Source organism: Levilactobacillus fujinensis (assembly GCF_003946335.1).
Classification (GTDB): domain Bacteria; phylum Bacillota; class Bacilli; order Lactobacillales; family Lactobacillaceae; genus Levilactobacillus; species Levilactobacillus fujinensis.
Genome location: NZ_RHNX01000013.1, coordinates 12,229 through 39,145, shown reverse-complemented (window position 1 = coordinate 39,145; position 26,917 = coordinate 12,229). Strand labels below are relative to the sequence as shown.

Sequence of the window (26,917 nt, the reverse complement as noted above, 5' to 3'; positions counted from 1 at the left end):
AATAACGTTAATTTCGCCAACTTGATTCGCATCAAGTTAATTTCTGCTGGCCCAAGGCATAATGGGAACATAAACAAGGACACAAGAACTCATAGCCAAAGAACAGTATAGAAAGGAACGTACATCATATGGCACTTCAACGTTATATCTACGCACATACAAATCCAATCACCTTCTGGTCAGCCGGTCTCATCATCGTCGGCTTCCTTAACACCTGGTTCACCCACATTTCTTATGTTACCGACGTGGCCTGGATCATCGCTTCCGTCATCGCCGCTGCCCCCATCATTCTTCGGGCCATCAGCGCGCTCAAAGCGAAAGTTTTCAGTATCGAATTGTTAGTTGGTATCGCCGTTATCGGGGCGTTTGCTATCGGGGAATTTGAAGAATCTGCCATTGTGACCTTCCTCTTTCTCTTCGGTTCTTACCTTGAACAAAAGACGCTCGCTAAGACGCGGGGCGCTATCCAATCCCTAACCGAAATGGCCCCAACAACCGCCCTCCTCGTCGGGGACGATGGTACGACCGAAGAAGTCGACGTGGACGATCTGGAAGAAGGCAACGTGGTCTTAGTCAAGGCCGGTGGTCAAGTTCCTGTCGACGGTAAAGTCATCGACGGTACTGGTTACGTCAACGAAGCCTCCATTACCGGTGAATCGCGTCCCGTCAACAAGGCTGACGGCGACGGTGTTTTCTCCGGTGCCATGGTCGAAAGTGGCACCTTACAGATTGAAGCCACCCAAGTCGGGGACGAAACGACCTTCTCTAAGATTATCGAACTGGTCGAAGAAGCCCAAGATACCAAGTCCCCCGCCGAAAAATTTATTGATAAATTTGCCCAATACTACACGCCAGCCGTCCTAATCATCGCCATTCTAGTCTTCGTTTTCTCCCGCGACCTCCGTTTGGCCATCACCGTCCTGGTTCTTGGTTGCCCTGGAGCCCTGGTTATTGGTGCTCCCGTCTCTAACGTTGCCGGTATCGGTAACGGCGCCAAGAACGGCATCCTGATCAAGGGTGGCGACGTGGTCGAAAGTCTCGCCAAGGTCGACACCATCGTCTTCGACAAGACCGGGACGTTGACCACGGGTAAAATGACCGTCGCTGACATGCAGACTTACACCGATGACCAAAGTTTATTGGCCGGTGTTGCTCAAATTGAAAAGACTTCCGATCATCCCTTAGCACAAGCCATCACTACCAATCTTGCCGCCCACATCAAGGACGACGCCGCTACCATTGAGACGGAAACCATCAAGGGCCGCGGCATGGTCGGCAAATGGGCCGATCACGACCTCTACGTCGGCAACGCGGCTTTGCTGCAAGATAACGGCATCAATTTGACCGCCGAACAGCTCACTGACCTGCATCACATGCAAGACGAAGGTCAATCCACCGTCCTCGTTGGGTACCAAGGTGCCTTAGCCTTCATCCTAGGTGTTGCAGATACGGTTCGGCCAGAAGTTCCGGGCGCCTTAGCTGCCTTGAAACGCCAAGGTATCAAGCACCTCGTTATGTTAACTGGTGATAACCAGGCCACTGCCCAAGCGGTTGCGGAATCGCTGGGCATCGATGAAGTTCACGCTGACTTACTGCCAGCCGACAAGGTTACCTTCGTTAAAAAGTTCCAAGACATGGGTCGCAAAGTCGCCTTCGTTGGCGATGGCATTAACGATAGTCCTTCCCTAGCCACTGCCAGCGTTGGTATCGCCATGGGTGGTGGGACCGACGTCGCCATCGAAACGGCCGACGTGGTCCTGATGCAATCCAGCTTTACCGCCTTGAATCACGCGGTCGGCCTTGCCAAGAAGACCTCTGCCAACACCAAGGAAAACATCACGATTGCCATTGGCGTCGTTATCTTCCTACTGATTGGCCTGGTCTACGGTTACATCTACATGGCCAGCGGGATGTTCGTCCACGAGGCTTCCATCCTGATCGTCATCTTCAATGCGATGCGTCTGATTGGATACCATCCCAGCATTGCTAAGAGTCCCAAGCCAGTTGCCCAACAGTTGGCGACGAACTAAATCGTTTCTCAAATTGAACTAACTTGTCCCACGTTTCGGCAACGTTAATTTGGAGATAGCAAAGGAGTCTGGGGTTTTTTCCCAGACTCCTTGTTTTTTGCATTGCCTTACCGACCGTCAGATATGGGCTAGAAAAAGGTGCGGACCAAGCTGATGGAAGAAGATACGCCTGAGCTCATATCTGACGCCCTCGCGGCTTACGTTGATGTCTTCTGGCAGCATGTTAGTTGATGCCTCAGCCAGCGTACACCACGACCGCCTTTGGAGACGCGTGTTCTTCACGGCTTCAAATCAAGTCAGAGGACCGCTTCTCAGTCCGGAGCGTCCCCACACCAGGCGGAATCCTTGGCAGCCGCAGTGCAACTACCTTAAGCCCACTTTCCTACCACACATGCACCGCATTCTTTAACGTTGCGCGCAGTTGAATCAGGTAGATCAGGCCACCCGCGATGCCCCACAAGATATCGATTTCCAAGTCTAAATACCATGGCGATTTTCCCGTGATGACAAAGCCAATCGTCTGTGAGAACGGAAATAGTCGACTAAACAACCGCAACCATACCGGATACTTGGTGATGACGACCAGTGCGCCCGACACAATGGTCGTTAGCGCCCCAATCAGATTCAAGTAAAAATAGGGATTACTATTCTTCCAGGCTGCCACGCCACAGAAAAAGCCCAACACCACGCCCGAAAAAATCATCAGTGGTGTCATTGCGATTGCCCGCAGTAATAGCTGAACCGGAGCACCAAACGCGAGTAAGACCAAAAGGTTCACGCTGATTGAGAGTAGACTAGTGACGGCCGCAGCCGCAACCTTGCCACCCCAATAGGCGAATGAAAACGGTCGTTGAACCACCAATTCGCGATCAATTCCCAAGTCACGATCCATGACGAACAGCCCCGTCATGTTTTCCATTGCTAGTCCGCCGCTGGCAATCACAATGGCGGCCACGGCCACCGACCAGTTGAAGGCGTTCGTATACTGCGAATCGATCAGCACCAGCAAGGCCAGGTTAATAAAGGGAATCAGCATGAAATTGACAAATGCCGTTCGCCAATTTTGCAAATAAGGTAATGACGTAAATTGTAGCCACATCTTACATCACCCCCACGCTGCCAGTGCGCTTGGCAATCCGTAAAATTCGGCCAGACAATACCAGGGTCAATATCGTCCACAACACCAAGCTGCACAGGAAACCTACCCAGTTGACGGTGACCTGCTCATTTAATAACCGATTCACGGGCACCGCAATCGGGATGACCCACTCGCCCACATTTAACAGCGGCCGCACTACTGGTGACGACCCAAACAGTCCTGACAATAAGAGCAGTGGAATCGTGACCAACTCCTCGTAAACGATTGCATTGACCGTTAACACGAAAAATGAGGCAATCAACTGATCCATCAGTGCCGCCGCTAACCACAGCAATCCCATGATCACCACCAAATGCCAGGAAAGGTTGCTGTGACCCGTTCTTAAAATCACGGCCAGACCGTAAGCCACGGGAAAGGCCAGTAAGCCAAAGCTAGCCGCCGGTAATAGGAGTGCGGCCAGCGAGAGGCGATTATCAATACGGGTGTTCGTGATATAACGGAGCGTCCCCTGATACCGTTGAAAACCGATGGCCCCCGCCGCCGTGGTCGCCGAGGACCACAGACCAAAGACACCACTACGGACCCACAGGTTGGGATCACTCAAATTGTGCGTCGCGTAGGCCATGACGTACTGTAAGAGAAAAATTGACGCCGTACTCGAGAGTGTTAACCAGAAGAAGTATTGGTTGGACGCGTAGAGCTTCAAATGAAACCAAAACAAGCGAAGAAACCGCATGGTTAGGGCCTCCTTAGCATGGGGGCCAGTGCCAGGTAAGATTCCTCTAAAGTTGCCGCTCGGTCAATATGATGAACCTTTGATTGGGCAACAATTTCGGCAACCGTTCCCGTCGTAAAGATTTTTCCGGCCCCAAACAGGAGCACCCGGTCGGCCAGCATTTCAATCTCGCTCATGGTGTGACTGGTCAGGAGTACCGCCACGCCGGCGTCCGCCAACTGCCGAATTGTCTGGTGAATCTCATTGGCAATCTCAACATCTAACCCACTCGTTGGTTCATCCAATAATAATAACGGTGGGTTCCCCAAGAGTGCCCGGGCAATGTGTAAGCGTTGGCGCATCCCCTTAGAGAAGAACTGCACCTTCTTCTCCGCCACATTTGCCAAGTCCACGACCTGTAAGACGCGCTGAACTTCCTGGCGTTGCTCGCGCCGTGGAATCCGTGCCAGGTCCGCGAAAAACAACAGGTTGGCTTGCGCACTCGCACGACCGTAGAATCCCAAGTCACCGCCCAACACCACGCCAACCTTGGGCTTTTCATGCGTCTTGTAGCGGTCGACGCCATTGATCAAAACGGTCCCGCTAGTTGGCAGGAGATATCCGCCCACCATGGACACGATGGTCGTTTTGCCCGCGCCGTTAGGTCCTAACAAGGAGACGACTTCACCCGGCTGAATGCTAAAAGAAACGTCAGTGACCGCGTGAAAACTGTCCTTGTGCGTTACAAAGGTCTTGCTAAGATGCTGGACCTCTAAAACATTTTCCATAATCAAATAAACCCCGATTCATTTGTTGCCTATATCTGGATCTTCCCTTCATTTCTGAGGCCGCAACCATCGCCAAATGGCTGGCAAAACTAACGTCACGCATATCGCATTTCCTGCTTTCATTTTTAATTTTAGTGTGTGGAACCGCCGTCAAATGACCGTTCCACTGGCAGAATACAACCCATCCGGTTTAAGCACAACTTAATCGCCGCAAATTCTGAGTGTAATTAAAGTTGGTTGGCTTAACTTCTGAGTAGCCGGAACCACACCAGAACAACTGCCTCGATAGACGCGCTCATCCAGCTGGCACGCTCCTCACTTAAATTAGTTTAATTGTCCTGACAAAAATAGCCCGCGAAATCCATCCAGATTTCACGAGCAATTTCCCGTTTCAACGACCAATAGTCGCCATCACGGTTTATTTAAATTTTTATGCTTAAGCCTTCGTGAAAGTCCACTTAGTAGCTGGCGCAACGCCGGCCTTCGTTGAGATCACTTGGTTCTTGCTGTTAACGATCTTGAACTTCTTTGCGGAAGTAATCTTTTGGAAGGTCAAATCAAACTAACTCATAATTAAGTCAAGAATCTGCGGCTGTTTCTGAATAAGCTGCAACAGCCGACTGGCACTACGACTCGGTCGCGACTTGCCACTCTCCCAAGCTTCAACCGTCCGTGGGGAAACGGAAAGAACGTTTGCTAAGACTCGTTGTGTCACATTAACTTCTGAACGAATCGCTTTAATCTCAGCTGCATTGTACTGCGGTGCCGGCTTTATCGACACTTCATGCACGGTGACCATTGATGAATCACCATTTAATGCAGCAGTGGCTTGACGAATGCTTCTTTGTAATGCAGTTGTTTTATCAGTCATTTTTACTTTCTTTCCTTCCTTTCATACCTAACTGTCTAGAAAATTCTCGCAAGTCAGATTTTTCTTGATTCGAGAGGGATTCCTTTTGATTTTTCTTCTAGATTTCCAAAAACCAAAGTTGACTAGCTTGGGCCACAAAATAAATAGTTCGATAACTGCCACTTTTGCCTTGACTACTATCAGGATCAGAATACCTATACTTATATGCACCACCTGTACCTTTGATGATGCTGCCAGGAAACCTCTTCCCATAATTATTATCCGGCAAGTTCCGATGATAATTAACTATCCCCATTTCAAAGTCATCCAGTTGCTTCTTAGTCAGGTTCAACGCTCGCCATTGCTTCTTAAACTCATCGGTATAAATAAATTCAATTATTTCGTTAGCCATCATAGTTCCCTTCTACTACGGTAATATCGTATGCGATATTACCGTAGTAGTCAATCATTTTGCTTGAACCTCATCCCAGTTCATTCCTTCCGAGCTAATTTGCCTTTTTATCAGAATCATTTCACGACAAAAATAGCCCGCGAAATCCATCCAGATTTCACGAGCCATTTTCCGTTTCAACGACCAATAGTCGCCATCACGGTTTATTTAAATTTTTATGCTTAAGCCTTCGTGAAAGTCCACTTAGTAGCTGGCGCAACGCCGGCCTTAGTTGAGATCACTTGGTTCTTGCTGTTAACAATCTTGAACTTCTTTGCGGAAGTAAAACGCATGTAGAAGGTTTCGGACGTCTTAGAACCCTTAGGCGTGTAAGTAATCTTCCAGAAAGTAGGGGTCTTAGCATCTACGCTGTACTTGGCGTAAGAAACTAAAGTCTTAACCTTCTTACCATTCTTATAGAGCGTTTGGTTAAAACCAGTCTTTTGACTGAAGACAAACTTTTGGGAATACTTGTTGGCCGTGTTAGAAGCCCAAGTCCCAGTTGGTGTCTTAACGGAGAAGCTAGCAGCCGTGCTCTTCTTAGTAGAAGTCTTGGTTGCGGTCGTCTTCGTGGTCGTAGTTGTTGTCTTAGCTGCGGTCGTCTTCGTGGTCGTTGCGGCCTTCGTTGAAGCAGCTTGTACACGGATGATCCGGTAGAAGTAAGCCTTAGTCTTCGCATTCGTTGCGTAAACGTAGACGTTAGCGTCCTTCTTTAGCTTATTGGACAACTTAATGGTATATTTCCCAGTCGTCTTGGAAGCCGTGCCACTGGCCAAGTTCTTCTTAGCATTCTTCGTGGCCTTGACCGTAATCTTAGACCCCTTCGTGGCAGTCCCTGAAATCGTCGTTGACGTCGTGTAAATGGCGTTAACCTTCAGGCTTGGACTAACGTAAGTTGACTTCGTTGCCGCGTGTGCCGTCGTGGGCGTAACTGCAGTAGCTGGGACCGTTGCGCCGACAGTGGCCAACGTGACTAACCCAGTCAAAGCAACCATAAATTTCTTCATTATATTCTGACCCCTTAGTCTACCGGCAGTGACCCACCGGCATATTTTTTAAACTGACTTGTAGTATAACAGATTTTTTACAAAATCGTTACATAATCGAACAAGAGTTTAGGGTTTTTTAACCACCCTTAAACTAGTCTTAATCTTCAATTAGTAATTGGGTCAACTAGTTCTAAGAGTGAATTGATGTGAGGATTTTAATATTCAACGTACAAACATTAAAATTTAATGACAGATTTTTTTGCAAAGTGCTACACTTATTAGCAACACATAAGGAGCGCGATGCTGATGACTCAGGCAAAACGACGCAGTAACGTCATGACCCTATTTGATCAAATTGATTTCCCTAAATTCTTATTTTTCGGTGGTATCTTACTCACGATTTGTGGGGTAGCCTTCTCACTAATCCTCCCGCTGGAAGTCCGGACGTTTGTCGATAGTTTTAAGACACATTTTTCGGCGCATAGCGTTATTTTGATCGTCGCCATGCTGATTGGCTCCACCGTCTTTGACATGGGTGGCGGCTATGTCTTGGGCGTGGCTGGTCAACGCATCGTTAGTCAGCTCCGAAGTAACGTTTCGGCGCACATCGTCACGCTACCGATTCCCTTTTTCGACAGTCACCGGTCCGCCGAAGTCGCTAGCCACGTGAGCAGTGACACAGAAAAAATCAATGACCTGATCAGTGGCAACGTTAGCACGCTGGTTTCCGGCCTGCTTCTAACGGTTGGATCGGTGATCATTCTATTTACCATCAGTCCCCTCCTAACGGCAATTATTATTGGGGCCTTAGGCTTGATGGGCGCGGTCATTGCGCCTATTTCTAAGAAACAGGTTAGCCTATACCATAAAACCCAAAATCAACTCGGTAAATACAATGCCGACTTACAACAAAGTATCGCCGAGATTCGACTTATTAAAACCTCTGACGCCGAACCCGCAATGATCAAAATCCTGACGCAACGGATTCACCAGTTATATCGGACTAATCTTCGCATTACGTTGCTCAACGCCTTGATTGACCCTATTGAATTCACCATTCTCATGGGGACGATCTTCTTCGTCTTTATCGCCGGTGGGGCTATGGTCTCGCGTGGAGCCATCACGATTGGTACCTTGACCTCATTTCTCATCTACGTTTTCCAAATTCTCACCCCGATTGCTAACGTGGGCACGACGCTAACCGAATTCAGAGCTGCTAACGGTGCGGCCCAAACGCTGACCGAACTGCTCGATGAATCCGGTGAAGCAACCACTACGCTCAGTGCCGACGTGCCCGCGACCTCATCGGCCATCACCTTCGACCACGTGAACTTTAGCTACCAGACTGGCAATGACCCGACCATCAACGACTTATCTCTGACGATTGCACCGCGGAAAACGACCGCGTTCGTTGGCCCCAGTGGTGGTGGAAAATCCACGATTCTTAGCCTGATTGAGCGCTTTTACCATTTGGACAGCGGGACCATCACCTACGCCGGCCGCAACGTGCAAGACATTCCCTTGCCACAGTGGCGCGCGTCCATCTCCTATGTCTCACAGGAAACGTCAATGCTATTTGGCACGATTCGTGACAACCTGGTCTTCGGGCTGACGTCCACCCCGGACGATGACACGATCAACCAGGCACTGGCATCCGCCGCGGCCTTGGATTTCGTCAACGATTTGCCCGCCGGTTTGGACACAGAACTCGCCGAACAGGCCCAAAACTTGTCTGGTGGTCAAATCCAGCGATTGATGATTGCCCGGGCCTTCCTACGACCAGCGCCGATCATCATTCTCGATGAGGCCACGGCCAGCCTAGACAGTGCGTCGGAACAGTCGATTGAAGATGCCATCGAACGCCTACAACAGACCAAGACCATCATTATCGTTGCCCACCGCCTCGCTACGGTCAAGAACGCTGACACCATCTTCTTCATCGAAAAAGGCGCCGTCACCGGTTCTGGCACGCACCAGAGCTTGATTGCGACGCACCCGCTGTACCGGCAGTATGTTGAGGAGCAGTTGGTTTAAAGCCATTATCCTAAATCAAAAAGGTTTGGAAAATAATTCCAAACCTTTTTTGATTTATCAGCTACGGTTTAAAGTGCTGTCAGAAATGTAGCAATACCCAGAAAAATTCCTGGCGTGTTCGCGATAATAATTGGCCAGTCTCTATCTTTCTTTAAAAAAGAGTACGAGACCCACAAAATACAATTTACGCCTGTTACCAACGGTTGTAGGGGATTCCCTTGTTGTCCATTCAAATTATCAATTATCTGTGGTACATACGCAACATACATACAGATTGACAGAACCGAAGCAGCCCTTCCTAAGAAGGTTACCAGCCCAGCTTGACTTAATGTTCTATTCATCGCTACCTCCCTAAAACTTATTAATTTCGATGTTCTCCTCTATTCTTGCTAGTCAGCTTCACTAGTCGCAACAAATTGACGTTTTGTCCCATCAATTAATTTATCCTTAGATACTGTAACAGTAGTGCTTAATGGCAGGTCAGTTGATGATGTCCCCAACATCAATTCAAATTTACCCGCCTCGATTTTCCAGTTCATATCAGAGTCCAAAAAACTCATTAGGCTTGGTTGAATCACAAACTTTACCGTAGTTTTCTCCCCCGCCGCTAACGAAACTTTTTGAAAACCAGCTAGCTGTTTGACTGGTCGAACAACACTGGCCACCTGGTCTCTGTAATAAAGCTGAACAACTTCATCCCCAGGAACCGAACCTGTGTTAGTCACATCAGCTTGTAATTCAATCGACTGATCTGGACTAACTTCTTGTCCCACAACTTGTAAGTTACCCAGGTTGAAGTTCGTGTAGGAGAGTCCAAAACCAAATGGATATCGTGGTGTTCGGGTCCCATCTACATAAGAATTGAAGGCCATACTTGGGCCAGCATCAATCCCACTACCGTTGTCATGATTATAGTAAACGGGAAGCTGACCCGATGTTCTCGCTACCGTCACAGGTAGTTTCCCGGACGGATTCTTTTTGCCAAGTAATGTATCAACAATAGCTGGTCCACCAAATTCTCCTGGCGCCCATGCCTCGATAATGGCATTCAAATATTTATCCGCGGCATCACTAGAGATTGGTCGGCCATCAAAATGAATTCCAATCATTGGCTTATTGAGTTCTGCTACCTTGGTCAAGAATTCTTCTTGGCATTCTGGCAGATTAATGCTCATTGCGTCAATACCCTCTCCGGTGGTCGACGCCATATTCCAGCCATACTTACCACCCAACGTTAAAATAACCGTATCGGCTTGTCGCGCAATGTTCAATGCTTCCTCAAATCCCGATTGATCATTACCCGCGTAGGGATATCCATAGGCATAAGTGATCTTAGTATCCGGACAATCGCCTTTCAATTCATCAACTAAACTCTTGGACTGTGGATAGCAGTCCCGCGTTAGTGCTTCCACTTCTCTGTTTTGACGATGGACGATGCTTCCTGAATACGTCTTACTCTTAGTAGCATCGGAATTGACCGGCGAATCATCATCTACATCGATTCCTGCCATAGTAACTTTGACGCCAACTGTCGACTCCTTCATTGCCATATAAGTATAGCCGCCAAAATAACTTCGTACTGAATCAGCATGGCAGCCGATCACAGCAATGGTCTTCTTTTGCGGTTTAAGTGGTAAAATGCCATCATTCTTTAACAGGATTAACGACTCTTGCGCTGCTTGGCTACTATTAGTCGTGGTCGCCGATTGGTAGACCTTCTTAAGCGACTCCACTGGTAATGCAAAAGGATGTTCAAATAGGCCTAATTTAAATTTCACAACTAGTGTATCAAAAACTGCCCGATCCAAGTATTTTTGATTCAATTGACCATTTTTGATTAAATCAATCAGCTTATGATCATAGCAGTGGATAACCGGTAGCTCCGCATCCATTCCCGCTTCTAACGACTGAACACCGGCTACGGTATAGTCAGATGCGGTATGGAATACATCTTTTAATCTCTCCATAGACATGTAATCTGAAACCACATAACCATCAAACTTCATTTCTTTTCGCAACAGATCCGTTAAAATCTTCCGCGAACTGATGACCGGGTCACCATCAATTTCGCCATAAGAGTTCATAACACTACCTAATCCACCATCAGTTATAGCCGCTTGGAATGGCTTCGCATAAACTTCACGCAGTTCACGCGGCACAATCGGTGTTCGAGCGGAGTGAATTCCACCCTCACCATGCTGAAAACCAAGGAAATGTTTACTAGTTGCTAAAACTCCTTTTGTCAGATCACCATCATGCTGTAGGCCTTTAACGAAGGCTGTTCCCATTGCTGATGCCAAGGTAGGGTCCTCACCGTAGCTCTCTCCTAATCGACCAAAGCGTGGGTCCCGTGTGATATCTAAAACCGGCGCGGCTACTTGGCGCATACCAACCGCATGAGCTTGTTCTCCAATTTGAAGGCCAAGTTGATGCTGCAATTGGGGATTCCAAGTTGACGCCTGCCCAATTCCGGCCGGAAAACTCTTTGCCTTAGCAATCAAGACACCACATAAGGCCTCAATGTGAAATAATGCTGGAATATGATGTTCACTTAAGCTCATCGCTAATTTTTGATCTGTATTAACCATTTCTGCAACGCTTACTTCATCTGGCAAAGCCGTAGCCAATAGATTTGATACCTGACCAAATCCTTGAGGATATAGTTTTTTAGGGTCTTTTCCAACTAAATGTGCTCGACTAAAGCACTCAATTTGACCCAATTTTTCTTCTAGACTCATCTGCGACATTAAATTTTCTGCCCGCTCTTCTGGTGATAACGATGTATCTTGATACTTTTGGTTAACCATTTTTTCACTCCTCTTCAGACTTCATCACATTCGCAGCGTCCAGTTCTTCCTTTTGCGCCTTTAGCCCTTCACGAATCGTTGGCATTTGCTTATCCAGCTTGTTGTAGCCCATTAGACTAAATGCGACTAGGAGGTATAACACCATTGGAACCAAGGAGAATAACAATCGGATTACCATTAACGAAGCACTTGAGTTAGTTGCTGTGGATCCCGTATAGCCTGCCATTGACAAAAATACTCCCAACCCAGCTGAACCAAACGCAGCTCCAATCATATTCGTTAAATTAGTAAAACTAGTCATAGTTCCTTCCATCCGACGTAAGCCCTTATATTCATTGAAATCTGCACATTCCAAAACTAGCAGGACAGGTAGCATACTAAATGGAACATTCCCGGCTCCAACCAATACTTGAGCAATCATCAAGAGCAGAACATTTGCACCAGCTACGAAGTTCACCAGATAGCCCAATGCTGAAATCACGAATCCAACCACCATCAGTTTTGAAGTTGAAAACTTTTTAATCCAGCGGGGAAACAGAAATACTAACGGTAAAGATATAATGTTTGCTGCACTAACGATTCCCATCATCCCAACGTTATGCGCAATATACTTAAAGTAATAGGCTTGTACTCCCATGCTCGTAACGAAGTTAAACAGGAATCCACAGAATCCCAAAATCCATAGAAAGCGATTCTTTTTAAGAACCCCCCAGACTTCTTTCCAATTCAATTTTTCCTTTTCCTTAGCTGTAGTTTCAATATCATATTTTTCCGGAATAAAAATCATTCTTAGAACCCCAATAATCATCATTGGTACCGCCCAAATGGCAGCTAATTTACTCCAACCAGCACCATCGTTTGCCACAACTTTAATCATCATTGGAAATGCAATATTAAAAATAACGGCCGCCAACATAATAATGATTCCACCAATTGATTGGATAGTTGCAATCTGATCCTTTTTAAATGCTCGCGCAATATATACCGTATTACTTGCATAAAGAATCGGATAGAACACCGCATTAACCAATGTGTACATGATAAATACCCAAATAATTTTTGCTGTCATACTAAACGAAGCCGGTGTCGAAAATAGTAACCAGTTAGAAATCCAGAGACCAATAATTAATACTTCATATGGACGGGCCTTGCCCCATTTAGTCTGTGTATTATCAACAATCCATCCAGCAAAGGCATTGGCTACCCCATCACAAACCTTACTGACAACCATAATGACACTTACAATGGCTGCAGACATCTTTAATGTATCCGTACAGTACAACATAATAAATCCCGCAAATAGAATAACAACTGATCGTGAGACATCTCGACTCTGCCATAACCACATATCACGCTGGCTTACATGCCCCGGATTTTCTGTTTTTTTATTCTTCTTAACCATGATATTTCACACTTTCTTTTATTTTGTGCGATATAGAATAACCTTCCCAGTAATTCCTGATTTTGAAAGCGGCTGATGGTTCATCAATTCTTTTTCAAATAAGTTATCATCTTGTGAGCGTTCCCGTTCCAAAGTAGTCGCCACTTCAATTCGCAATGTATTTTCTCCATCAACTAATTTTGACGTTAAGTCATACTCGTACGGCGCTACTAACTGAATACCTAAACTCTGATGATTAACAAAGACTTCAACTCCTTCAGCGGCATTTGTGATAACTAAGTTAATCTTCTCATTTGCTTGCGCTTCAATCTCTGTATCATAGGCAGCATATCCGGAAAAGCTTGGCTGTTCTACGGCCAAATCGTCTGGTAAAACAACTGATTTTTGCTTATAGAATTCAGGATAATCAATTGCATGACATTGGCTACGCTGCCAATTAAGCAATACTTCCCTTACCCCACTTGTATTAAACGTCTTAGAGAGTTCGGTTGTATCTATCTGATCAAAAATGATAAACTGACTCTTCCCCGGCGTAATGTTGATTTGAATTTCAGTTTCATTAGCCCTTTTATTGTTGGCTTTTAAAGGAAACACTTGATTGCTATAAGCATCATAGGCGTAACAGCTACCATTATTCGGAACTACTACTTTCCCCACATAGGGTGCTTTTCCTTCATTTACAAACATATAAATTTCATTGTCACCATGATAATGTAGAATCCTTAATCGATTGTCAGCCGGGCTAATAGATAACTCGTTGATTTCTTCATTAATTAATGTAGTCGCTAATGAGTCAAGTGAAACCACCTGTAAGCATTCGTGGTTGAGCTGTGTCTTTCCGGTGCTAACACCATCTGGTAATCCATCAACAAAAATGACTGGAAAACCAACTGACTGCAATTTATTAATTGCTTCAATGATCGTTGCGGGTAAGTATTCTGCATAAGGGACTACTAACGCTTGATATTCTTGTTGATTGACTTTTAATCGATGTCCCAACTCTGTTCGATACTTCTCTGGTTCAGTAAATACATCGATTGGAATAACCTGACTATTAATCTGACGGTCTGTTAATACGTGCATAATCTTTTGATAGGGTTGACTCTTACCAGCCCATTCGGCTTCGGCATGGTAGAGCACGGCCACACTGACAACCGGATGCCCCCCACTAATCAGACTAGCACTGCGATTCATATACCGAATAAGCTGACCAAAATGTCGATACTGCGGATTATGCCCATTCGCATAAAAATGCGGTGGACAATCCGTATCCGGATACTCATGAGGATCAAAAGCATGGGGAACAAAGTGGTTTATGCCATTCACTAAAAAGTGATCTGCTAAATATTTTTCAAGGTGAACGCCTTCCTGCCAGCCATAGTTACCGAATATTTCGCAAAGTGAATTGCCATGTTTTTCCGGATTAATTGCTGCTTCTGAAGCCGCTAATGCCGCCAACCCATAGTGATAAAATTCACCATCACGCACACGCTCCATCGGACCAACTTTTGGCTCACTTTCTCCTCCCGGCATAACTTGTCCACCAATATCATCAATACCAGCCATATCAAATCCATTCATTGCTCGGAAGTAATGGCCTAGCCCGGGACCTGTCTTAGTGTGTTGTCCTTCGTCCTCAATGACGTGACCAATGTATCTCACACCATGCTGATGACACCAATTTCCAACCTGATTCGAAAAGTCTTTTCGTACTAAAGTTGTTACGCAATCCATATAAATCGTTCTAAACTCCGCAACTTTTTGCTTGTCAGCTAAACTAGTCCATAGTAATGGCAAAAGCTTTTTCCAGTTATCACCCGTTCTAATTGTTAATAATTGTTCTAACTCCGCACTCCATGGTAAATCTTGCTCTGTCCCCAGTGGATTATTCTGAGCATATAACTGTCCATTCCCCAGCTCTGGTTCATCTGAGAAGAAACCAACAATTGTTTTACCAAAGTCAGTCTGATAATGCTGATAGTGTTTCTCATACACATTATCCAGCAATAGTTTTACCGATTGTTGATTCATCATGTTAATATAATTTCTATGCGCACCAGCATCATTCGTTAGTCCTGTTACATAAACTTGCCATTGCTGGCTCGGTCGTTTCCAATCCAAAACGCCATTGTCAGTGTTTAATTGCTTTATATCGTTAGTAACCGTATTAACGGCAACAACACTAATCAGCTTATCATTATTAAAATGTCGTGGCTCTGGAGAAAGCTTTTTAGCAATTGCTGCCAGCTTACTTAGATGAATCTTCGGCGGCCGTATGTAATCGCTTACATTGACGTGAATATTCATCGTATTTGCTGCCCCATCAACCCGATTGGCAAATACACTTTGCCTGCATAAGCTTGGCACCGCTTTTGACACAGCCCCATTAGCAAATCCTGTTGGAAAACGACTATCATCCAAGATCCAGATTTTCATCTTCCGCGCCCGAGCCTCATCAAGAATAATGTCCAAATCATGCCACCAGCCCGGTCCACAAAAATCAGGGTGTGGCCGACTTTCAATGCAAACCGATTGGCACCCTGAATCCTGAATCACCTGCATATAGTGACGCAAAGTCCCTTCAGATTCACCATGTTGCCAGAAGAAAGGCGCAACATGATTTTCAATTTGTCCTGCTAATAATCGTTCAATTTTTTCATTCATCAATTAACACCTCATTTATCTAACAAATTCATTCTACAGAATCTTCATTCGCCAAAAGGTTATGAATTCATGTTTTGAGGTTCTAATTAAAGAACAAATAGTTTCTCTATAAAATCTACAGTTTCGAAGCAAAAGTAGCCGTACATTCAATGCACGGCTACTCTTACTACACATTCTCAATCGAACGATTGTTTAAATGTCCTTGTCTATCCCGATATTCAACAGGAGTTACCCCAACAATTTGATGGAAAATTTTACTGAAATAATTTCGAGTTCCAAAATTCAACTTTTCACTGATATCTTGAATACTTTGTCTAGACGTTGTTAACAACACCTGGGCGTGCTGGACTCTCGCTTGGTTAATATAATCACTCAAATGAATATGTGTTTCACTATAAAACTTTTTCGCAAAATAATATTTTGTATATCCAAACTGTTCTGCCAAATCTGAAATTGAAAGCTCACCTTGAACATTAACCTGTATATAATCACAACACTTAATAACGCTAGCCGAGATATCAGACTTTTGTCGATATTTTTGCATTCGTGTCACTAAATCCTGTAACATTCTTTGACTAATAGTTGTCAACACACTCAACATAGTTGCTGCTTCAATTTCATCTAAATAATTTACTTGTAGTTGCTGTGCAACCGCCGCAGGCATTCCTCCTTCCATTGCCGCCCGCACACATAAGCTACAAAAAATAAGTAACGTGTCCTTGCCATCCCTGAGCGGTGTTCCAGATGAAACCAACAATCCATTAGAAAACCGGCACTGTTCATCTAGAATTTGTCGATAATTCATATTTCCCTGACGGATAGCACCTAAAATTAACTGTTCCCCTCGCATCCTTAATTCGGCATCATCTTCAGTTGTATGTCCATTCTGCTCTTGTACTTTTTCTTTTTTTAACTTGATAACATTATGATAGCAAAAGGAGCTCGGTTGAATTGACTCTTCAGTGAACAAAAAATTTAGCATCTGTGCATATTGATTAAGCACTTCTCGATTAACAATTGGAATCGACTTAAGCAATTCATTAGCAGAACTAATATCTTCGATTGACTGATGCATATACTGCAATTGTATATCCAATTCACCTAAGGAGACCTGATTAAGAAATACGGGTCCCATCACAAATAAATACCTTGCTTCTCCATCTAAGACGATCCATTCAGCAACCCAAGTCAGATCAAGCCGATCACTCATCACAATTGGTCGTTGAATATCAGTGTCATTAAACAATGAATTTATCGTTCCGTTGTAGTCAAGATAATTAAAAAAGTCTTTCTGATACTTGCCCACATGGAAACAATTGTTTTCTTCAGAATTAATCAGCCAACTAGACATTCCGGTTGCACAATGAATCTGACGACTAAATATTTTTAAAGACCTGAGTAACTCTTGCTCTTTCATCTTGAATCACCTCATTAATTCATGCTAACCTTCAATTGCCTCTTGCGTAGCGATGATAGCCATACCTTCTTTTCCTGGTAAGGCTACCGTAACATCACCGCTTACATTATCAATAACATGACGTCTCGTTTTTTTCCAAACGTCAATTACGTCAATAGCATATTTCTTATCCGCTGGTAATTTAATTGTACCTTGCGCAGTACAGTGACGAGAGTAATATTGAACAATTACTTGATCATCTTTGCATCGACCAATAAACTGACGATTTGTATTAATTAACTTCTGGGCATCTAACCACGACAGAGAACACAAAAACTGAACAAACGGACTCACCGCATCTTTACCCGTACTCATCTTTTTTTGCAACTCGTGAAAGCTTTGTTCATCAAAATCTTCTCCTGCAAAAGTTAGTGGCCCCGGTAATTGATCAATAATCCGTTTCAAAAATGCAATTCGTGAGATACTGTGGCCTTTTAATTTTCCACCCTTTGCCCACCAGATAATATCATTTGGATCTAAGAATGTTTCTCCATGTGTACAATATCCGCCTTGCAAACAAACTTTCCAGAACCTATCAACCATTTCAAACGCTGATAAATTACCCCATTCGTCAGGTAGATTACCCTCATAACAACATTCATCGACCATCATTGGCTTTTTATAGCGGACAATATCACGACTAATGAAATCCACATCTTTAATTTGAACACAAATATGAGTGGTTTCTTGATTATCAAAATCCCAAGCAATTACCATCTGATGATTACTTAATAGGTGGTGGTAAGGATCATGTTGACTGACATAATTAGCAAAACTTAGCCAATCGTCCTTTGTATATTTTAATAAATCATATTCATTAGCTAAGCTCCACCAGATATTAGGATAGGCCGCATAACGCCGCATAACATAGTTAAAATATGTCAGCACTTGTTCCTTACTCAAATTAGAAAATCCCCAACAATCATATGGATGTAACAAAATTAGGTCGCATTGTATGTCTAATTTACCTAAGTGCTCGACGATTTGGTCCAGGTGATTCCAGAACGGCCAGTTAGGATGATTTACTGCCCATTTATTCTGATGTTTCTTAAACGGAAACCACTGTGGGTCATTATGATTGTACTGATAATGCTTAGGAAAAACACATGTCCGAATCTTATTAAACGGGGCGTCCTTTAAAGACTCAAAGGTCTGATCAATGAGTTCCTCTTTCTGATGTGCCAGAGCATACACCGTCGTTCCAAATGGATAAAACCACTTCTGATCATCGGTTTGAAAGTGGGTTCCCTTAGCTCGAACCATTCCGTGACTACTTACGTCTGCTGGTTTACAGTCAATTTCCCCAGAATCTTTAATAATTCCTTGAACAGTATATGAATACTCCCCTATATTCCGCGGATAAAAACGAATTTTATACTGTCGATTCCCGGCGTAAAAACCATAGACTTTCGTTTCATGACCATTAATTTTGAATGTCGCAGTTAAATTCACGTCTACCTCTGATTTCACAGGCGCCGATGCCTCATAGTTCAATTCAAACATCTCATATTGTCTCATCATGACATCCTCCTTAATAGTTCGAGTATATCAGAGTTAAGAAAGCGCTTTCGTATCTTAATTGGCTAATATAGGTATTAATTCGTGTTATTCATATTGGCCAATTAGTATCTTCATTCGCTAATTTATAATGCCTGGGTAAACCTCTTTAATGCTATGCTACCTCCGACAATATATTTAGTTGAAAGGAAGAGTCCTATGCATATTATAAATTGCCAAATAAATCACCTTTCTAACCCCTTGGGGTATCATTTGGACACACTAACCTTTTCCTACCAATTCGATCAACAGGTTACAGGAAAAGTACAAACATCCGCTCGTATAATTATTGCTAAAGACAAGACTTTGTCCCATCAGGTCTTTGATTCTCACTGGCGCCAAGACATTTCACCGTTAGGCTTCTCTATTCCTTTAAAGCTATCTATTAGAACTCGATATTATTGGCAGGTCTTTGCTAAAACCGATTCTAAGAGTGTGTTAGAAAGCGACGTAAACTGGTTTGAAACCGCCAAAGAAAACGAAATGTGGTCCGGAAAATGGCTCACGTGCGATGCACAAGACACTCGGCATCCTATGTTTGAAAAAAAATTTAATATCACCAAACCAGTTCAAAAAGCCCGTCTTTACATTTGCGGATTAGGCCTTTACGTCGCCCAACTCAACTCCAAAAAAGTAGGTAATGAATACCTAACACCCGGATGTAATAGCTATGAAAATTGGCTGCAATACCAGACTTATGATGTTACCAATTCAATTCAGAAAGAAAATAAGCTTGAAATTACTCTTGGCAATGGCTGGTACAAAGGCCGCTATGGACTAAACAAACCAGTTCATGATCATCCTTGGGATCTAATTGCCGAACTTCACCTTGAGTTCACGGATGGTAGTCAATGCGTTATCAACTCCGATACCTCCTGGACCGCTAAACAAAGTACTATAACTAGCTCTGGTATTTATGATGGTGAGAAACGCGATGACACTTTAAATCAGGATACTTTAGAGGTTAAACTCAGTACACACCCCCATGCGTCCTTGCATGCACGCCAAAGTATCCCCCTTACAATTCATGAAGAAGTACCCGTTAAATCAATTCTATCTACACCAAAAGGAGAACTGGTCCTCGACATGGGACAGAACTTTGCCGGTATTTTCCGATTAAACATTCACATTCCTCGGGGTACTCATATTCAATTGCAATTCGGAGAAACCTTGCAAAAAGGAAACTTCTACCGTGAAAATTTACGAACCGCCAAACAAGAATATGCTTACACCTCAGACGGACGGAATCATGTAATAATACCTCACTTTACTTACTATGGTTATCGCTTTGTTAAAGTAACTGGAATCACTAATATTTCAAAATCAGACTTTGTTGGACTTGCTATGTATTCCGATATGGCTATTTCTGGTGAATTAGAAACCGGCAATCAAAAAGTCAATCAACTTATTCACAATACTGATTGGGGAATGCGCAGTAATTTTATGGATATACCCACCGATTGTCCCCAAAGAGATGAACGCCTGGGTTGGACCGGTGACGCTCAGGTCTTTGCTCCTACGGCCACCTATTTCCGTGATACAGCCAGTTTTTACATGAAATATCTAGCAGATATGCGCTATGAGCAAAATAGAAACCATGGAATGATTCCAAGTGTCATCCCTGATGTAGAACACGATAATAATACCTCTTCAGTGTGGGGAGATGCTGCTTGTATTCTGCCTTGGACACTTTATCAATACTACGGCGACTCCACCTTACTCCAACGATACTATCCTCTCATGCACGATTGGGTGGATTATATTCAGCGTGTCGACGGCGACTCCCACGCTTGGGAACGCCATTTTCACTGGGGCGATTGGCTAGCCCTTGATAATCCTAATCAGGATGATAATAGTGTCTTTGGAGGTACCGATTCTGGATATATTGCCGACATATATTACTATGGAAGTGCCCTAATCGTTGCTAAAACTGCCAAACTTTTAGGACTGCCTAGTCAAAAACACTATGAAGACTTAGCCAATAAAATTCACCAGCGAATACTAGACGAATTTTTCTCGCCTAATGGACGTTGCTGCATTCAAACCCAAACAGGACTCTTACTAGCACTCAAATACAATCTCACAAAGAATCGGCCGCAAACTATTAAACAATTGCGCATCTTATTCTCACAGAATAACGACCTACTTCAAACTGGATTTACAGGAACATCTATTCTCGGTGATACCTTAACGCAAATTGGCCTTTCTAGTTTGAGCTATAAATTGTTATTTAATGAACAGTTTCCCAGTTGGCTCTATGCCGTTAAGATGGGGGCCACAACCATCTGGGAGCGTTGGGATAGCATTCATCCTAACGGTGAGATCACTGCTTCCATGTCTAGTTTGAATCATTATTCCTATGGCTCTATTGTTGAGTGGATCTGGCGGTACGCAGCCGGTCTAAACCAGTCACCTAATTCCGTCGGCTTTCAAACCGTCAGTTTTCAACCTCATCTTAATTCTAAATTACGCCACGCGAACGCCACTTATCACTCTGCAAGTGGAAAGTGGCACATTAGCTGGAAAATCTTAGACAATTGGCACGTTCGGCTGCAATTAACAGTTCCCTTCAACTGTCAAGCCAACATCCAAATTCCCTTTATTCTTCCCGATACAATTATCAAATCAACGAATAAAATCTTTGCCGATTATCATGATCATACATGCTGGTTGACTGCCGGAACATATGACTTAACTTATGAAACTAACCAAGCTTTACTTTCCCAGCTTAGTACCAACAGCACAATCGGTGAGCTTATGGCTGATTCAACAGCTGCTGCAAAAATCACGAAGATCATGCCTAGCATTCGTCAAGTTCCAGAAGCTTTAAACGACCAACCGCTACGCTCATTCATGCTCCAGTATGGAGCTGTTGCTGGTATCAATGAACAAATCTTAGATGATCTTGACCAGCAGCTGCGACAATTAAAATAAGAGATTGAACCAAATAGGGATCAACGCAGAACAACCAAAAGAGGTGGTTCTACGTTGATCCTTATTTTTAGTTTTATCTCAAATCCGATCCTGTCTTCCTATATTTTATAATTACTTACTAGGCTTCAGCAGATTTGATTTGTATAATTTGACTCTCTTGTCCTTTAGCATGAACTGTAACAATTATTTCACCCGCGCCAGTCGGCCTAACTATTGCCAATGCCCTACCATTGAAGAAAGTACAGGTACTATCTGTAAAGTTTTCTTCGCCCTTAGGATCAGCATTTCCTAATCCAACCAATTCACCGGGACCATCAACTGTTACTTTTACCTCGCAATTAGCTTGACCATTAACAACTTTATTTCGATCAACTAACTCTAAGTTAACATAGGCCAAGTCACTGTCATTCGCAACAATCGCTTGACGCTCTGCCTGAGCCTGCACTTGAACTTGTTCATCAGCCGTTGTTAGTGTCGTTTCCCCAGTAACTTCTCCTTGACGATAGCTAGTCGCCGTGAGATTTCCTACCGCATATGGAACTTCAAAAATTGCGCGATGCTGTTTAACTGGTTGGCGGTCTAACAGTTTGTCATTTAAGCTAAGACTGACTTCTTCGCCAGTCGCGTATACCTCGACAGTTATTGTTTGATCTTCATACCCATGCCACGTCCAACTACTTATGCCATCAATAAATCCCCACATTTGTGTGCTAATTTTCTTTTTGATCCAGGGAAAACGTACTGCAATATACGGTTTCTGACGCAAGCCAAAAACAATCTCTCGATAGTAAGACACTGGTCGCCGATTACCCAACAAATCAAAGTCTCCACAATAGGCTGCCTTCCACGGATACTCACCATAAAAAGCCCCCACCTGATCACCCTCATATCTTAATTGTCCAAGGCCGGCTTCACCTAGATAATCCCAACCGGTCCATGTAAAGTCACCGATTAAGTAAGGATGTTTCTGCATAAGCGCCCAATTATCATCGATTTGGCGCGGGTAAGTTTCAGTTCCACAAATAATTCGTTGTGGAAACCGATTCTCATCAAGCTCATAACGCGACGTCGCATAATTATATCCGGCAATATCGACCGCATCAAAAGCTTCTTCCGTCGATACCGATGTTACCTCCGAACTTACAACTTCGCTAACAACTTTATCCATATTAGTCATAAGTTCATTAATATCCATTGATTTTCCATCATTCTCTTTTGCTTGTGATGCCAAATAATCATTCAGAGTAATCAATAGATTAGTTGCATTAGTTAAATAACGGGTATCGTCTAACATACGTAAGTAATTACCAATTTGACGAGCTCGCTTAGCACCATGTGGATTATTTAATGTCGTAATTTCATTCCCAATTGAATAAATAATTACAGATGGATGATTGTATGCTGATTCAACTAATGATTGCGTCATTCGTTTCCAGTTCATTGAAAAGTTTGTGGCGCCATCATCCGAATTTTTCGGTTCATCCCACATATCAGACAATTCATCCATCACTAACAAGCCATGTCGATCACAAGCCGATAGCAAAGCCTGACTAGCCTGATTATGTGCACAGCGAATCGCATTAAATCCAGCAGATTTCAGCTTAATAATTCTGCGTTCTTCGGCACCACCAATATCTGCCGCACCAATTAAACCATTATCATGGTGAATGCAAGCGCCCCGTAATTTAACCGTCCGGTGATTTATTTGCAGGCCCTTACTGTGACTAATTTCTAGCATCCGAATCCCCACGGGCGTTTCAACTTGATCGATTACCTCACCGTTTTCTTTTAAGTAACAAATCAATTGATAGAGTTTAGGCGAATTAGGACTCCAAAGCTCAGGACTATCAACCATCAACCTTTGACGTAGCTTCTCTTCATTACCACCAAAAATTGTTAATGGACTACTTACCTGAACCACTTGATTTCCTTCGCCATCAAATAAATGTGTTTCCACCGATAGCTTATGCGTCATGTGTTCTACATTTTTTACAGACATGTCAAACCGCACTGTTGCTTCTTCATCATCTGCACTAACTGTCGTTATCCGATATTTATTTAGCGGAATGTGAACTGGCTTCCCCAAGAATAAGCGTACATCCCGATAGATGCCAGCCCCTGAGTACCATCTCGAATCGTTCATAGCTCTTGCAACGACCTTCAATTCGTTTTCTTCCCCATATTTCAAAAAATGATCAAGATTAACGCTAAAGGAAGTATATCCGGCTGCTTCACCACCTGCATACTGATTATTAATGTACACCTTGCTATTAGCGTAAATGCCTTCAAACATCAAAGTTGCACATAACTCTTGCCAACTGTCAGGGACTTTAAATTTCTTAACTAATGTCACCTGTTTATTTGGAAAATAACCTTTTTTATCCTTAGCAGGCGATTCAGCTATTCTGTTTTCACCAATTAAAGCATCATATGGTAGAGTCACCTTTGGACCATTCTTTCCACTTGATTCCATGATGCCAGGTTGCTCATTGGCTACGATTTGCCAATCAAAATTAAAAGATTTTGCTATCATAACTATCCCTCCATCGTATAGCCTTTTTCCAATTCACATTAATTTTATCAGGTATTGAAGTTCTCTTTAGGGTGATATTCAGTTTGAAGGATAAATTTTAACTTGATTTTTCTAACAAAACTAACGTTAATTAGTAACCTCTATAGCTAATTTTGACCATTATAAATTCTTCTTCTAATAGTACACTAGCGGTATGGAACCCTCAGAAAATCACTCTAATGAAAAGAAGGACTATTCATGCAGATTAAAGATGTAATTTCTAAACTAACTTTAGAAGAAAAAGCTAGTCTGTGCTCCGGTCAAGGCTACTGGCATACTCAACCGATTGCGGACAAAAAAATTCCGGCCATCCTCATGTGTGACGGGCCAGTCGGCTTACGAAAACAAAACAAAATGGAAGATAACCTTGGTCTCTATGATAGCGTTCAGACTGTTTGCTTTCCCAGCACATCAACCTTAGCTAACTCATTTAGTCGTGAATCATTAGCATTGGTTGGTCAAACGCTTGGTTCTGAGTGTCAGGCTCAAAACGTATCCATGCTCCTTGGCCCCGGGATGAACATCAAGCGTAATCCCTTAGGCGGTCGTAATTTTGAGTATTATAGCGAGGATCCTTACCTTACCGGCGAACTTGCCAGCAGTTATGTCACTGCGTTACAAGGAAAAGGTGTTGCTGCATGTACCAAACATTTTGCTGGAAATAATCAAGAAACTTACCGAATGAGCGGCAATTCGATTATTGAGGAACGCCCTCTCCATGAAATTTACCTTGCAGCATTTGAAAAGGTTGTTAAGCAAGCCCATCCCCGCGCCATTATGTGTGCTTATAATGCCCTCAATGGCACATTTTGTTCAGAAAACAAATCCTTGTTAACTGATATTTTAAGAGACAGATGGGGTTTTAACGGTTTGGTTGTAACCGATTGGGGGGCCGTAAAGAATCGTGTAAAGGGACTACTAGCTGGTGTCGACTTAGAAATGCCCGGTGGCTCCGGTGCACAAGACAAGAATATTATTGAGGCTGTACGCTCAGGGAAACTGGACGAAATGATACTCGATAAAGCCGTCTTAAATATTTTAACTTTTGTCAATCAATCTATTAATAATCAACAGCGGGACGCCACAACAAATCTAGACCAAGACCATCAAATAGCAGTTAAATTGGCAGTTAACAGTGCTGTCTTAATGAAAAACAACAATAACCTATTACCCTTAAACCGTGATAAACAACTCGCCTTTATCGGTGAGTTTGCCGAAAAGCCGCGGTATCAGGGCGGTGGTAGTAGCCACGTCAATTCCTACCACGTAGATACCGCGCTCAATTGGGCACGTAGTCAGCACCTAAATATCAACTACGCTCAAGGATATGACCAAGATAAAATAACGCCAAATTCAGCCCTGATTGAAGAAGCAGTTTCTCTCGCCAAAAAGTCGGATGTTGCAATAATTTTTGCGGGATTGCCAGAGTCATTCGAATCTGAAGGAGCCGATCGACAATCAATGGCTATGCCTGAAAATCAAGATGCCCTAATTATGGCCGTCACCGAAGCCCAGCCCAATACTGTTGTTGTTCTTCATACCGGATCAGCAGTCGAAATGCCTTGGCAGAACAACGTAGCAGCTATTTTGAATATGGGATTAGCAGGTGAGGGGGTCGGTAGTGCCACTGGAAAACTACTTTTTGGTGAAAACAATCCTAGCGGTCGCCTTTCTGAAACATATCCATATCATCTTGAAGATTCTCCATCTTTCCTTAACTTCCCTGGTGAAGAAGGCACTGTTCACTACCGAGAAAATATCTTTGTGGGTTATAGATATTATGACAAAAAGAAACTCTCCGTTGCTTTTCCCTTTGGCAGTGGTCTCTCATATACAAACTTTACGTATTCGAATCTGCAAACTAGCAGCACAACTATTAAGGATACCGATCAAGCAACCATTAGTTGTTTGGTAAAGAACGAAGGCAATTACACTGGCCAAGAGGTCGTCCAGCTTTACGTTGAACCCGGTGAATCAGCCGTACTCCGGCCACAGCGCGAATTGAAGAACTTTACTAAAGTGCTACTGCAACCAGGTGAATGTAAACGTGTCTCATTCACTTTAGATAAAGAAACCTTCGCATACTATAACGACCAGATTCATAACTGGCATGTTGAAAGTAACTCTTACACACTTTCTATTGGCCCTACAAGTCATAATCTTCCACTGTCCGTTAACATTCAAGTTACCAGCACTGTTCCAATTCCAATTCACTATACTAGCTTCACCGCTATTGGAAAAGTCGTTAAGAATCCACTTGGAAAGAAAGTGGTTCTTGAGACATTACGTGAAGTGTTACATGTAACCTCAAAACAATATCAAGAAAGTTCTACCAGTGATCAGAAAAAAATTGACCAGCAATGTGAACCCATTTTACAAAGTGCACTTACTATGCCGCTTAGTTCCCTAGTTTCCTTGGGATCTATGAAATCTAGTGATTTATCACAATTAATTACTAATTTAAATACTAAGTCTAGCTTAAAAAAATAATCTAAATCAATTTTCATGCACAATAATAGTGAGGCCAAGAACTTTTATAGTTCTTGGCCTCACTATTATTGTTGATGAT

The 26,917-nt window shown here is 43.5% G+C and carries 17 protein-coding genes; 4 read left to right on the top strand and 13 right to left on the bottom strand.

Translation table 11 applies throughout. The features are described 5' to 3' along the window. Positions 1–128 precede the first annotated feature (128 nt). Positions 129–2,030 (top strand): heavy metal translocating P-type ATPase, encoded by a 1,902-nt coding sequence (locus tag EKM89_RS06455; protein ID WP_125686834.1) that lies wholly within the window; start codon positions 129–131, stop codon positions 2,028–2,030. 382 nt (positions 2,031–2,412) lie between these two features. On the opposite strand, the gene EKM89_RS06450 is transcribed toward EKM89_RS06455, so the two are convergent. From EKM89_RS06450 to EKM89_RS06425, 6 genes are all read right to left on the bottom strand, one after another. Continuing rightward, positions 2,413–3,129 (bottom strand): ABC transporter permease, encoded by a 717-nt coding sequence (locus EKM89_RS06450; RefSeq protein ID WP_125686833.1) that lies wholly within the window; start codon positions 3,127–3,129, stop codon positions 2,413–2,415. 1 nt (position 3,130) lies between these two features. Next, complete coding sequence (locus tag EKM89_RS06445; protein ID WP_125686830.1) at positions 3,131–3,865, bottom strand: multidrug ABC transporter permease; 735 nt, start codon at positions 3,863–3,865, stop codon at positions 3,131–3,133. A 2-nt stretch (positions 3,866–3,867) separates the two neighbouring features. Further along, on the bottom strand, positions 3,868–4,632 hold the full coding sequence (locus EKM89_RS06440; protein WP_125686828.1) for an ABC transporter ATP-binding protein: 765 nt from the start codon (positions 4,630–4,632) through the stop codon (positions 3,868–3,870). Between the two features lie 562 nt (positions 4,633–5,194). Continuing rightward, complete coding sequence (locus tag EKM89_RS06435) at positions 5,195–5,503, bottom strand: helix-turn-helix domain-containing protein (protein ID WP_125686826.1); 309 nt, start codon at positions 5,501–5,503, stop codon at positions 5,195–5,197. Positions 5,504–5,600: 97 nt separating this feature from the next. Beyond that, positions 5,601–5,897: a hypothetical protein gene (locus tag EKM89_RS06430; RefSeq protein ID WP_164510526.1), complete on the bottom strand. Its 297-nt coding sequence runs from the start codon at positions 5,895–5,897 to the stop codon at positions 5,601–5,603. A 218-nt stretch (positions 5,898–6,115) separates the two neighbouring features. Further along, entirely contained in the window at positions 6,116–6,940 is an 825-nt protein-coding gene (locus tag EKM89_RS06425) for an Ig-like domain-containing protein (RefSeq protein ID WP_125686823.1), read from the bottom strand. A 288-nt stretch (positions 6,941–7,228) separates the two neighbouring features. Between EKM89_RS06425 and EKM89_RS06420 the strand changes: the two genes are divergently transcribed. Continuing rightward, positions 7,229–8,956, top strand: coding sequence for an ABC transporter ATP-binding protein (locus EKM89_RS06420; protein ID WP_164510525.1), 1,728 nt, complete (start codon positions 7,229–7,231; stop codon positions 8,954–8,956). Positions 8,957–9,024: 68 nt separating this feature from the next. Here the strand turns inward: EKM89_RS06420 and EKM89_RS06415 are convergent, their stop codons facing one another. The 6 genes from EKM89_RS06415 to EKM89_RS06390 form a co-directional block, all read right to left on the bottom strand. Then, positions 9,025–9,297: a SemiSWEET family transporter gene (locus EKM89_RS06415; protein ID WP_125686819.1), complete on the bottom strand. Its 273-nt coding sequence runs from the start codon at positions 9,295–9,297 to the stop codon at positions 9,025–9,027. Positions 9,298–9,345: 48 nt separating this feature from the next. Next, a complete protein-coding gene (locus tag EKM89_RS06410; protein ID WP_125686817.1) occupies positions 9,346–11,763 on the bottom strand; it encodes a glycoside hydrolase family 3 N-terminal domain-containing protein in 2,418 nt (805 codons plus the stop codon). Positions 11,764–11,767: 4 nt separating this feature from the next. Then, positions 11,768–13,165, bottom strand: coding sequence for an MFS transporter (locus EKM89_RS06405; RefSeq protein WP_225421833.1), 1,398 nt, complete (start codon positions 13,163–13,165; stop codon positions 11,768–11,770). Between the two features lie 18 nt (positions 13,166–13,183). Then, positions 13,184–15,829, bottom strand: coding sequence for a hypothetical protein (locus EKM89_RS06400; protein WP_125686815.1), 2,646 nt, complete (start codon positions 15,827–15,829; stop codon positions 13,184–13,186). 166 nt (positions 15,830–15,995) lie between these two features. Then, positions 15,996–17,246 (bottom strand): helix-turn-helix transcriptional regulator, encoded by a 1,251-nt coding sequence (locus EKM89_RS06395; RefSeq protein ID WP_125686813.1) that lies wholly within the window; start codon positions 17,244–17,246, stop codon positions 15,996–15,998. 24 nt (positions 17,247–17,270) lie between these two features. Then, on the bottom strand, positions 17,271–18,806 hold the full coding sequence (locus EKM89_RS06390) for an apiosidase-like domain-containing protein (RefSeq protein WP_125686811.1): 1,536 nt from the start codon (positions 18,804–18,806) through the stop codon (positions 17,271–17,273). A gap of 195 nt (positions 18,807–19,001) precedes the next feature. Here EKM89_RS06390 and EKM89_RS06385 point away from each other — a divergent pair, with 195 nt between their 5' ends. Further along, complete coding sequence (locus EKM89_RS06385; RefSeq protein WP_164510524.1) at positions 19,002–21,776, top strand: alpha-L-rhamnosidase; 2,775 nt, start codon at positions 19,002–19,004, stop codon at positions 21,774–21,776. Positions 21,777–21,894: 118 nt separating this feature from the next. Here the strand turns inward: EKM89_RS06385 and EKM89_RS06380 are convergent, their stop codons facing one another. After that, a complete protein-coding gene (locus EKM89_RS06380) occupies positions 21,895–24,309 on the bottom strand; it encodes a glycoside hydrolase family 2 TIM barrel-domain containing protein (RefSeq protein WP_125686806.1) in 2,415 nt (804 codons plus the stop codon). Positions 24,310–24,546: 237 nt separating this feature from the next. Between EKM89_RS06380 and EKM89_RS06375 the strand changes: the two genes are divergently transcribed. Continuing rightward, a complete protein-coding gene (locus EKM89_RS06375; RefSeq protein ID WP_125686804.1) occupies positions 24,547–26,838 on the top strand; it encodes a glycoside hydrolase family 3 C-terminal domain-containing protein in 2,292 nt (763 codons plus the stop codon). Positions 26,839–26,917 lie beyond the last annotated feature (79 nt).

Bases quoted from the DNA above. Each gene is read 5' to 3' on its own strand.
- EKM89_RS06455 (WP_125686834.1), top strand. From the start codon at position 129: ATGGCACTTCAACGTTATATCTACGCACATACAAATCCAATCACCTTC.
- EKM89_RS06450 (WP_125686833.1), bottom strand. From the start codon at position 3,129: ATGTGGCTACAATTTACGTCATTACCTTATTTGCAAAATTGGCGAACG.
- EKM89_RS06445 (WP_125686830.1), bottom strand. From the start codon at position 3,865: ATGCGGTTTCTTCGCTTGTTTTGGTTTCATTTGAAGCTCTACGCGTCC.
- EKM89_RS06440 (WP_125686828.1), bottom strand. From the start codon at position 4,632: ATGGAAAATGTTTTAGAGGTCCAGCATCTTAGCAAGACCTTTGTAACG.
- EKM89_RS06435 (WP_125686826.1), bottom strand. From the start codon at position 5,503: ATGACTGATAAAACAACTGCATTACAAAGAAGCATTCGTCAAGCCACT.
- EKM89_RS06430 (WP_164510526.1), bottom strand. From the start codon at position 5,897: ATGATGGCTAACGAAATAATTGAATTTATTTATACCGATGAGTTTAAG.
- EKM89_RS06425 (WP_125686823.1), bottom strand. From the start codon at position 6,940: ATGAAGAAATTTATGGTTGCTTTGACTGGGTTAGTCACGTTGGCCACT.
- EKM89_RS06420 (WP_164510525.1), top strand. From the start codon at position 7,229: ATGACTCAGGCAAAACGACGCAGTAACGTCATGACCCTATTTGATCAA.
- EKM89_RS06415 (WP_125686819.1), bottom strand. From the start codon at position 9,297: ATGAATAGAACATTAAGTCAAGCTGGGCTGGTAACCTTCTTAGGAAGG.
- EKM89_RS06410 (WP_125686817.1), bottom strand. From the start codon at position 11,763: ATGGTTAACCAAAAGTATCAAGATACATCGTTATCACCAGAAGAGCGG.
- EKM89_RS06405 (WP_225421833.1), bottom strand. From the start codon at position 13,165: ATGGTTAAGAAGAATAAAAAAACAGAAAATCCGGGGCATGTAAGCCAG.
- EKM89_RS06400 (WP_125686815.1), bottom strand. From the start codon at position 15,829: ATGAATGAAAAAATTGAACGATTATTAGCAGGACAAATTGAAAATCAT.
- EKM89_RS06395 (WP_125686813.1), bottom strand. From the start codon at position 17,246: ATGAAAGAGCAAGAGTTACTCAGGTCTTTAAAAATATTTAGTCGTCAG.
- EKM89_RS06390 (WP_125686811.1), bottom strand. From the start codon at position 18,806: ATGATGAGACAATATGAGATGTTTGAATTGAACTATGAGGCATCGGCG.
- EKM89_RS06385 (WP_164510524.1), top strand. From the start codon at position 19,002: ATGCATATTATAAATTGCCAAATAAATCACCTTTCTAACCCCTTGGGG.
- EKM89_RS06380 (WP_125686806.1), bottom strand. From the start codon at position 24,309: ATGATAGCAAAATCTTTTAATTTTGATTGGCAAATCGTAGCCAATGAG.
- EKM89_RS06375 (WP_125686804.1), top strand. From the start codon at position 24,547: ATGCAGATTAAAGATGTAATTTCTAAACTAACTTTAGAAGAAAAAGCT.